The sequence below is a fragment of the Dietzia sp. DQ11-44 genome, assembly GCF_014145205.1.
GTDB classification, from domain to species: Bacteria; Actinomycetota; Actinomycetes; order Mycobacteriales; family Mycobacteriaceae; genus Dietzia; species Dietzia natronolimnaea.
The window spans coordinates 1-8,669 of record NZ_JAALEC010000146.1 but is presented as its reverse complement, the minus strand read 5'-3'; the positions used below and the strand labels follow the sequence as shown (position 1 = coordinate 8,669).

Annotated in this window: 7 protein-coding genes; 6 read left to right on the top strand and 1 reads right to left on the bottom strand. The window is 70.7% G+C overall.

The genetic code is table 11. From position 1 onward, the window contains the following. From G6018_RS04615 to G6018_RS04590, 6 genes are all read left to right on the top strand, one after another. Positions 1-234 (top strand): energy-coupling factor transporter transmembrane component T (locus G6018_RS04615; protein WP_241731993.1); only part of this gene is annotated, 234 nt, incomplete at its 5' end. Positions 235-377: 143 nt separating this feature from the next. Continuing rightward, the gene (locus G6018_RS04610; protein WP_182615427.1) at positions 378-1,874 is read left to right on the top strand and encodes a DUF3375 domain-containing protein; all 1,497 of its coding nucleotides are present in this window, start codon (positions 378-380) and stop codon (positions 1,872-1,874) included. After that, entirely contained in the window at positions 1,871-2,584 is a 714-nt protein-coding gene (locus tag G6018_RS04605; RefSeq protein WP_338404171.1) for a DUF4194 domain-containing protein, read from the top strand. The genes G6018_RS04610 and G6018_RS04605 overlap by 4 nt, the downstream gene beginning before the upstream one ends. 16 nt (positions 2,585-2,600) lie before the next feature. Further along, the gene (locus tag G6018_RS04600; protein ID WP_182615425.1) at positions 2,601-5,906 is read left to right on the top strand and encodes an ATP-binding protein; all 3,306 of its coding nucleotides are present in this window, start codon (positions 2,601-2,603) and stop codon (positions 5,904-5,906) included. Then, positions 5,906-7,105 carry a Wadjet anti-phage system protein JetD domain-containing protein gene (locus tag G6018_RS04595; RefSeq protein ID WP_182638906.1) on the top strand — a complete coding sequence of 400 codons (1,200 nt, stop codon included), beginning with the start codon at positions 5,906-5,908 and terminating at the stop codon, positions 7,103-7,105. Before G6018_RS04600 ends, G6018_RS04595 begins: the two co-directional genes overlap by 1 nt. A gap of 368 nt (positions 7,106-7,473) precedes the next feature. Continuing rightward, on the top strand, positions 7,474-8,193 hold the full coding sequence (locus tag G6018_RS04590; protein WP_187700890.1) for a phosphodiesterase: 720 nt from the start codon (positions 7,474-7,476) through the stop codon (positions 8,191-8,193). Between the two features lie 13 nt (positions 8,194-8,206). Here the strand turns inward: G6018_RS04590 and G6018_RS04585 are convergent. Next, the coding region (locus tag G6018_RS04585; protein ID WP_182638904.1) for an SIP domain-containing protein at positions 8,207-8,669 on the bottom strand (463 nt) is incomplete at its 5' end.

Genomic DNA, 8,669 nt, shown 5'->3' with positions numbered 1-8,669 from the left:
TCCCAGCCACTGCGCCGCGTCGGGGTCTCGCCGGATCGGGTGGCGCTCGTACTGGTCCTGACGATCCGGGCGATCCCCCTGCTCGCCCGGCAGCTCCGGCAGGTGACCGAGGCCCGCAAGGCGCGCGGTCTGGGCATGTCGATCAGGGCGCTGGTCGTACCCACCGTCCTCGGGGCGCTCACCACGGCCGACCAGCTCGGCGACGCGTTGGCGGCCCGCGGCGTCGACGACTGAGCGCCCCGGCGGGGCGAACTCCGGGGCCGAGCCCACCCTCCTCGGCGAGTGGTCGCAAATACGCCGAGCGGGAGAATTCGCCCTGGGCAAACGCGATCGAAATCGACCACTCGCTGCCGCTGGCGTCGTACCCACATGCCACCATGAACGCCATGTCCGCGCTGGCCCGCTTCTTTGCCCTCACCCGGCTGAACGCGGAGTCTCCGACCCTCGCGCTGCTGCGCAGCCCGCTTTGGCCGCTGATTGTGGCGGTTCTGAGGGAGATGTTCGAGGGCTCCTCCCGCCGGGTACCGTCAGCGGAGCTCTACGAGTTCCTCGACAGGACGTTGCTGGCGGTGCGCGACTCCGGTGCGGATCTTCCCGGGACCGCACAGTCCTACGTGCGGGCGTGGGTGGACGCCGGCTGGATGCTCAGGCGTCCAGGAACCGCCGCGACCGGCGAGACGGTAGAGCCCACACAGTCAGCCCTGGTGGCCGTGGACTTCCTCGACGGTCTGCAGACCCCGCGTCGCGGACTCACCGTCTCACGGGTCGAGACTCTGACCCGCCAGCTCGAGGACCTCGCCCGGGACACCGATCCATCGATCCAGGGCCGACTCGCGTCCCTCACCCGGGAGCGGGAGCGGATCGATGCCGCGATCGCGCGCGTCGAGGCGGGCGAGGTCGAACTCGCGGATCCCGAGCAGGTCCGGGAGAAGGTGGCCGAGATCCTGCACGGCGCGGACGACATCCCCGCCGACTTCGCACGGGTCCGCGCTGAGTTCGACTCGCTCAACCAGGATCTTCGTCGTCGTCTCCTGGACCAGGACGGTGCCCGCGGCGACGTGCTCGACGCGGTCTTCGGGGGTGTCGATCTCATCGGTGACTCGGAGGCGGGTCGGAGTTTCTCGTCGTTCTACTCGGTACTCCTCGACCCCGAGCGCTCCGCCTCGGTCGACGCGTGGATCAACGACATCCTGAGCCGACCGCAGGTGGCGGACCTCCCGCCGGCCGCGCGCCGCGAACTGCGCGCACTGTTCGAGGAGATGGAATCGGCGGGCGCCGAGGTCAACGGTGTCCTCACGTCCCTCTCGCGGAGCCTGCGGCACTTCGTCGCGACCGATGCCTACGTCGAACACCGTCAGATGATCGCCCTGATCCGGTCGGCCCGGTCCGCCGCGGCCGAGGCCAGCAGGACGAACGCTGCCCGACCGACCACGTCGATGTCCGTCCCGCTCCGCCGGATCGGCATGTCCGTCCGATCGGTGAGCGCCCTGCGCCTGAGGAACCCCGGGGAGGAACGCGTGGCGGCGGAGGTCTCCCACCACGACACGGGCACCGCCGACCTCTCCGCACTCACCGCGCTCGTGCGCGCCTCGGAGATCGACGAGGTCGAACTACGCGCCCATGTCGACGACGTGGTGAGCCGACTCGGACCGTCGTCCATCGGCACCGTCCTGCGCGAACACCCCGCCACCCAGGGCGTGGCCAGTGTGGTGGGCCTGCTCAACCTGGCCATCAGGGGCCACGTGCAGGCCCCACCGGACGCCCCGGACGCGACGGAGACCGTCACGTGGACAGGCGCGGCCGGTTCCGAGCACACCGCCCGGATCCCTACGCTGGTGTTCACCGCCGACCGATCGAACGAGGAGAACACGTGACGGCTCCCCCGGGAGACGGTGCCCCGCCCACCGCCGCCTCGACTGATGCCCCGGCCGACGACCGCGACGCGTTGTGGCCCGGTGACACCGGGACGCTGTCCTTCGCGTCCCGACGCGCGCTCGCCCGCCTGCTCACGGGTCCACTGGTGCAGGCGCATCGCCAGCCGGAGATCTGGGCAGCGGTCGTGTCCGACGAGCCCGCTCTCCGCTCCAGGCTCGCGGACGTGTTCCTCGATCTTGTCCTGGACCACGACGCCGGGATCGCGTTCACGCGCCAGGTCGACACCTCCGGCCACGTCGAAGTACCCGCTGTCCTCCGAACCGAGACCCTCTCCCATATGGACACCGTCCTACTCCTGCACCTGCGGTCGGAGTTGTCAGTGGCCCAGCCCGGCGAGCGGGTGATCGTCGACCGCACCGACGTCGCCGAACAGATCGACGTCTATCGCCGGGTGATCGACTCCGACCGGGCCCGCTACACCCGCAAGTTCGACGCCTCGTGGAACCGGCTCAAGACGTACTCGCTGCTCACCGAGACCGAGACCGAGGGACGTGCCGAGGTGTCTCCGGTCCTCCGGCACCTCTTCGATGCCGACGTGGTGGCGGGTATCCGCGACGAGTACCGGGGGTTGATCGCCGCGCACGGCGATGCCTCAGACGAGGGTGCCTCCCTGTTCGACGACGACGAGGCGGACGACGATGCCGGATGACCTGAAGTTGCCCGGTATGCCAAAGCACCCCGGGCAGAGGCGGCTCTCGCGAATCCAGGTGTGCAACTGGGGCACGCTCGACGGGTATCACGACGTCGCGGTCCCCAGGAAGGGCTTCCTGGTCACCGGCGGTTCCGGCTCCGGCAAGTCGACCCTGATAGACGCGGTCTCCGCCGTACTCGTCCCGCCCGCTCACCTCCGGTTCAATGCGGCGGCCCAGGAAGAGGCCGGCCGGGGCTCCGGGCGCACGCTCGTCTCGTATCTCCGCGGCGCGTGGCGCCGAGGGGCCGACGGCGAGACGGGCGACCTCGCCTCCGTCTACCTTCGCCCCAAGGCCACGTTCTCGGCCATCGCGCTCACCTACTCGAACGGGACGGGGAGCAGTGTGACGCTGCTGCTCCTGCTCTACGCCCGTTCGGGCGACAACTCCGCGACCGGGATCAAGCGCCTCCACGGCGTCGCCGAGCACCCCTCCGACTCCCCCCTTGATCTGACGGAGATGTTCGGTCACCTGCGCAACGGGATCGACAAGCGAGCGCTCAAGCGCGAGTTCCCGGACATCAGGTTCCACGACAGCTATTCGGCCTTCGCCGCGGCGTTCCGGCGCCGGCTGGGCATCGCGTCGGAGGCCGCGCAGTTGCTCCTCCACCGGACTCTGTCCGCCAAATCCCTGTCCAGCCTCGATCAGCTCTTCCGGGACTTCATGCTCGACGAGCCGGACACGTTCGCCGTGGCCGACCGGGCTGTCGAGCAGTTCGCCGAACTGCGGGAAGCGCACCGGTCGGTGGTCGACGTCCGTAGACAGATCTCTCACCTCGAACCGCTCGCGGACCTGAGTGCCTCCCGGATCCAGGTGCTGGGGAGGGCCGAGGAACTCGACGCCGAGAGCTCGGCCTTCCCGGCCGTGCAGGTGGCCGTCACCACCGCGCTGGTCGAGGAGGAGCTGTCGACCGCGCGCGGAGCCCTCGTCGCCGCCGAGGCCGCCGTCGCCACTGCCCGTGATCAGCTCGACTCAGCCAGAACGACCAGCGACGACCTCCGCTCCCGGTTGCGGGGCAGTGCGGGCGCCGGGCGCGACGAGCTCGCGCGGGAGCTGGGCCGCGCGCTCGACCACGCAACGTCGGTGACCTCCCGTCGCGAACGGGCGGCCACGGAGCTCGAGCGACTCGGCGGCACACTTCCGGCCACCGCCGAGGACTTCGCCGTCCTCCTCGCCAGGCTCGACCGGGACGACGCGGACCAGGAAGCCGAGCGAGCGCGTGATCGGAAGAAGCTCCGCGAGGTCGCCGGGGACCTCAACGAGGAGTCGAGCACCCTCGCCCGTGTGACGGCCGACCTCCAGGCGCTGCTCCGTCACCGCTCGAACATTGATTCGCGCCTCTTGGCAGCGCGGGACCTGGTCTGTCGTGCGGCTGGGGCCAATCCCCGCGAACTCCCGTTCGCGGGCGAGTTGCTCGATGTGTCCTCCGAGCATGCGAGGTGGCGGCCGGCAGCCGAACGGGTGCTCTCCGGCTTCGCGCGGACGATGCTCGTCCCCGACCATCTCCGCGCCGCGGTCACGCGCGCGGTCAACGACACGCATCTGGGCATTCGGCTGGTCTACGAGGTCGTCGACACCACCGATGACTCGCCTGCCAAGAGGACCGGCCCGGACAGCCTGGTCCGAAAGATGGAGCCCGCCCCCGGTCCGTTCCAGCAGTGGATGCGTCGTCGACTCGCGAGCGAGTTCGACCTGACCTGCGTCGAGTCCTCCGACGAATTGGGCGCCCTGGAGCGGGCGGTCACCCTGCACGGCCTCATCAAGCGTGGTCGGAGGTTCGAGAAGGACGACCGACGCAGCATCGACGATCCGGCGGTCTTCCAGCTGGGTGGTCTCAACGACGCCAAGGTGGAGGCGCTCACCGCTCGGCGCGATCAGATCCAGTCCCGGATCGACTCCGCGGAGTGCCGGTGGGCGGCGCTGGAGAACCTCGACGCCGATCGACGCTCCCGGCAGCAGGCGGGAGCTGCGCTCCGCGGACTGCGGTGGGAGGAGATCGACTCGACCACCGCCCAACGACGGGCCGACGACGCCCGAGAGCGGCTCGACCGGTGGCGCGAGGCGCACCCGGAGGTTGCCGAGATGGAGCGGGAACTACGTGATGCCGAGGAGTTCCAGTCGCGGGCGCAATCGACATACGATGCGGCCACCGGTGACCGAGCAGTCGCGGCGAACCACGTCGCCGGGCTGCAGGCACGCCTCGCGCAATTGGCCGAGCGTAGTGCCTCCGAAGAGTCCCACGGTGCTGCCGATCCCGACGCCGCCGACCGGATCCGCGCGCGCCTGTCCGCCGCCACACGCAGGCTGACGGCCGACAACGTGCAGGACGTGTGTCAGCGGGCCGAACGCGCGATCGCGGTGGAGCAGTCGGCCACCGCCACCGAGCGCGACCGCATCCACCGGCGCATCACGGCGATCCTCACCTCATATCTCGAGATCTGGCCCACGATGAAGGCCGACCTCAAGTCGGACCCGGAGTTCGTCGGTGAGGCGGTGGAGGTGCTCGTCCGCCTGCGGCGGGACAGGTTAGCCGATTTCGAGGAACGCTTCCTCGGCCTCATCGGCGAGATGCAGACCCGCAACCTGGGCGAGCTCGCCCGCCGCATCCGCCGGGCCCGGTCGGAGATCGAAGCCAAGATCCGACCCGTCAACGAGTCCCTTCATCGATCGGAATTCCAGTCGGGACGCTGGTTGCAGATCGAGGTGCGGGACCGGCGCTCGGAGACCGTCACCGACTTCCTCGGTGACCTGGAAACGGCCCTGACCGGCGCACTCGACAGCCGCACCGTGGACGCCGCGGAGGCGGGTTTCGCCGTGATGTCACGTCTGCTCGACAAGCTCGGGTCGGCGGACGCCGGCGACCGTCGCTGGCGGCAGACGGTGCTGGACACCCGCAAGCACGTGGGGTTCATCGGCATCGAGATCGACGCCGACGGCGCCCCGACCAACTACCACGATTCCTCGTCCGGGCTGTCCGGCGGACAGGCGCAGAAGCTGGTGTTCTTCTGCCTCGCCGCGGCGCTGCGCTTCCAGCTGGCCGACATCGACGCCGACGTCCCCGGCTACGGGACGGTCGTTCTGGACGAGGCGTTCGACCGCGCCGATCCCGAGTACACGCGTCGGGCGATGGACGTGTTCACCGACTTCGGTTTCCACATGGTCCTGGCCACCCCGCTCAAGCTCCTGCAGACCCTCGAGCCGTACATCGGCGGACTCGTGGTGGTGGGCAACGACGACGGCAGCCACTCCCGGATCGAGCGCGTCACCTGGGACGAGGCCTGATGGTGGCTACCCGCTCGGAGCCGCGCGACCCAGACCAACTGACGGCCGCGTGTGCCACCCGGTTCGCCCGGGTCCACCGTCGGTGGCTCGCCGACCCCTTCGGCGGGGACGCCGAGGTCGTCCGGTTCAGCACGGCGCCGCCGACCGCCGCGAACGCAGCCGAAGACCCCAGTGGGACAGCGGCGTGGATCAGGCGATGGCGCGAGTTCGAGAGCACCCATGGAGGACCCGATGTCCGGCTGACCTGGGCGGACCGCCGCCTGCCCGGGTTCGGGGTCGTACCGCTCCCGCAACGCGTTGAAGTGGTCGGCGCCGACACCATCGCCCACATCGCGGACCGGGCGTCGCGGTGGGCTCGGCTGCTGAACCGCACGCTCCGGATCATCGACCTCGGGCCCGATCACTCCATGCTGCGCCGCGCCGCCGCAGAGACCTCGGCCACCTGGGAGGACTGGGAGGAGGGCGCGTTCGACCAGCTCCTGGCAGTGTGCCGCTGGGCACTCGCGAACCCCACCGCCGGGCGTCGCGCCCGCGAGATCGCGGTGCCGGGGGTCGACACCAAGTGGATCGAGAACCGAACCCGGGTGGTCGAGGCTGTGCTCGACGCCGCTCGGGCCGGCGTCGACGACGCGGTCCGCGGGACGGCCACCGGGCTGGGATTGCTGGGCCCGGACGTCCGCATCCGCATGCGGGTGCTTGACCCGGACATCGCGTTCCCGTTGCGTGACGTCGAGAGCCCGGTCGATCAGCTCGCCACACTGTGGCGTACCTCGGGGGGACCGCCTCACCTCGTCGTCGTCGAGAACCTCACCACCTTCCTCGCCCTGCCGGACCTCCCCGAGACCGTCGCGTTGTTCGGCCGGGGGTTCGCGGTCGACGCCGTCGCCGCCCTGCCCTGGGCACTCCGCGCTCACATCGCGTACTGGGGCGACCTCGACTCGCACGGCTTCGCGATCCTCGACCGTCTACGCCATCACGCCCCGCACGCCGTGAGCGTTCTCATGGACACCGAGACCCTGGACGCATGGCGCGAGTATGCGGTGCCCGACCCCTCGCCGACCCGGGCCGCGCCATCGCGCCTCACACCGGATGAGCTCGACGCGCTCGAGGCGCTGACGACCGGCGGGGACCTCCGGCTCGAGCAGGAGCGCATCCCCTGGGACTGGGCGCTCCCGCGCCTCCACGCAGTGTGGAGCTGAGCCCGGACACCGTCGGCCAGGTCCCCTGGGGTCGTCAGGGCAGTCCGCGGACCCACCACTCGATCACCATCTTCTGAACGCTTCACGCGACGAGGTGAGTTGCGGTGATCGGGTCGCGTCGCCCGCAGGGTCGATGACTGGATCAATCGGCGCGCCTAACTCCGGGGCCGAGTCCACCCTTTTCGGCGAGTGGTCGCAAGTACGCCGAGCGGGAGAATTCGCCCTGCGCAAACGCGATCGGAATCGACCACTCGGCGGGGCGGGGTCGGCGGGGCGCGGTCGGCGCGGCGGTGCGGACGAGGCGCGGTCGGTCGAGCACTGCACGTAGCGCCGCTGTGTGAGACGCGGCGCTGAGTATCGTTGGGATCATGCCCCGCACCCATCGGAGAACCGCCCGCGGCACCTCCGCCCACGCCCCAGTCGACCGTCGCCCGGAGGCTTCCGCGGAGGTGGCCGTGCGCTCGTCCCCCGTCGCGGGTCTTCTCGGTTCGGTCTTCGGGGTCGCGGCGGCGGTGACGCGCCTGGCACGACCCAAGGCCCTGCACCCCAAGGGCATCGTCGCCCAGGCGACCCTGAGCGTGACCGGGGTCGGCCGAACCGGTTCACCGCTCCTGGACATCACGGGCAGGTGGCCGGCGACGATCCGTTTCTCGCGCGCCGTGGGTCTGCCGGACGTCGTCCCCGACATCGGCGGGATGGCCATCCGCATCCACGCCGACCGCCCCGTCGACATCCTGCTCGCGAGCACGGGCCTGGGTCCGATCAGTCGTTACGTACTGACCACGGGATGGCGCACGACCGGCCGCACCATGACCTCGATGTTCCCCGTCAGGGTCGCCGGGCGGCAGCTGTTGTTGGCCGCCATCCCGACAGGCGACGGCGGCACGTGGACCCTCCAGCACGCCACTCCGCTGGGCAGATGGGAGACCCTCGGGCGTGTGACGGTGGACACCTGGGAGGACGACGACGAGAACCTGCACTTCGATCCGGTGGGGAACCGCCTGCCCGGATCGCGGTATCCGCGTCTGCTCGGCGCGTTGCGGGATCCGTCGTACCCGGCGCCCGACGAGGGCCCGGAGACGACCTGATCCGCCCGAGCGCTCAGGATTCGGCCGCACCCCTGCGCCAGTAGCCCATGAACGACACGGCCCCCTTGGGGATCCCGGCGCCGTCCACGGCGAGGCGGCGCATCGCGCGGACCAGCCCAGCCTCCCCGGCCAGGAACACATACGGGTCCCCGGCGGAGACGGTGGTGGCCGTCTGCCATTCCCGCTCGGCGGGACGGCGCCCGTCGAGGACCGACTCGACGCATCCCTGACCCACGCCCAACACTCCGCCGAGGTGATGGACGAGCGCGTGTCCCCGCTCACCGGACCGCGAGAGCAGGGTGACGGTCTCCGGCGCCTCGGCCGACAGCGCGCGCACGTCGGCCGGTGTCGGCAACTCCAGGACGATCCGGACCTCTCTCGTCCCCCGTGGCTCCGCGGCCAGCTCCCCGGCGATGGACAGCAGGGCCGGCGCCGCGGTCTCGTCACCCGCGCACACCACCCGGCCGGCGGCTCCG

Excerpts from the sequence above, each read along its gene's own strand:
- G6018_RS04590 (WP_187700890.1), top strand. The coding sequence starts at position 7,474 with ATGCCCCGCACCCATCGGAGAACCGCCCGCGGCACCTCCGCCCACGCC.
- G6018_RS04610 (WP_182615427.1), top strand. The coding sequence starts at position 378 with ATGAACGCCATGTCCGCGCTGGCCCGCTTCTTTGCCCTCACCCGGCTG.
- G6018_RS04600 (WP_182615425.1), top strand. The coding sequence starts at position 2,601 with ATGCCAAAGCACCCCGGGCAGAGGCGGCTCTCGCGAATCCAGGTGTGC.
- G6018_RS04595 (WP_182638906.1), top strand. The coding sequence starts at position 5,906 with ATGGTGGCTACCCGCTCGGAGCCGCGCGACCCAGACCAACTGACGGCC.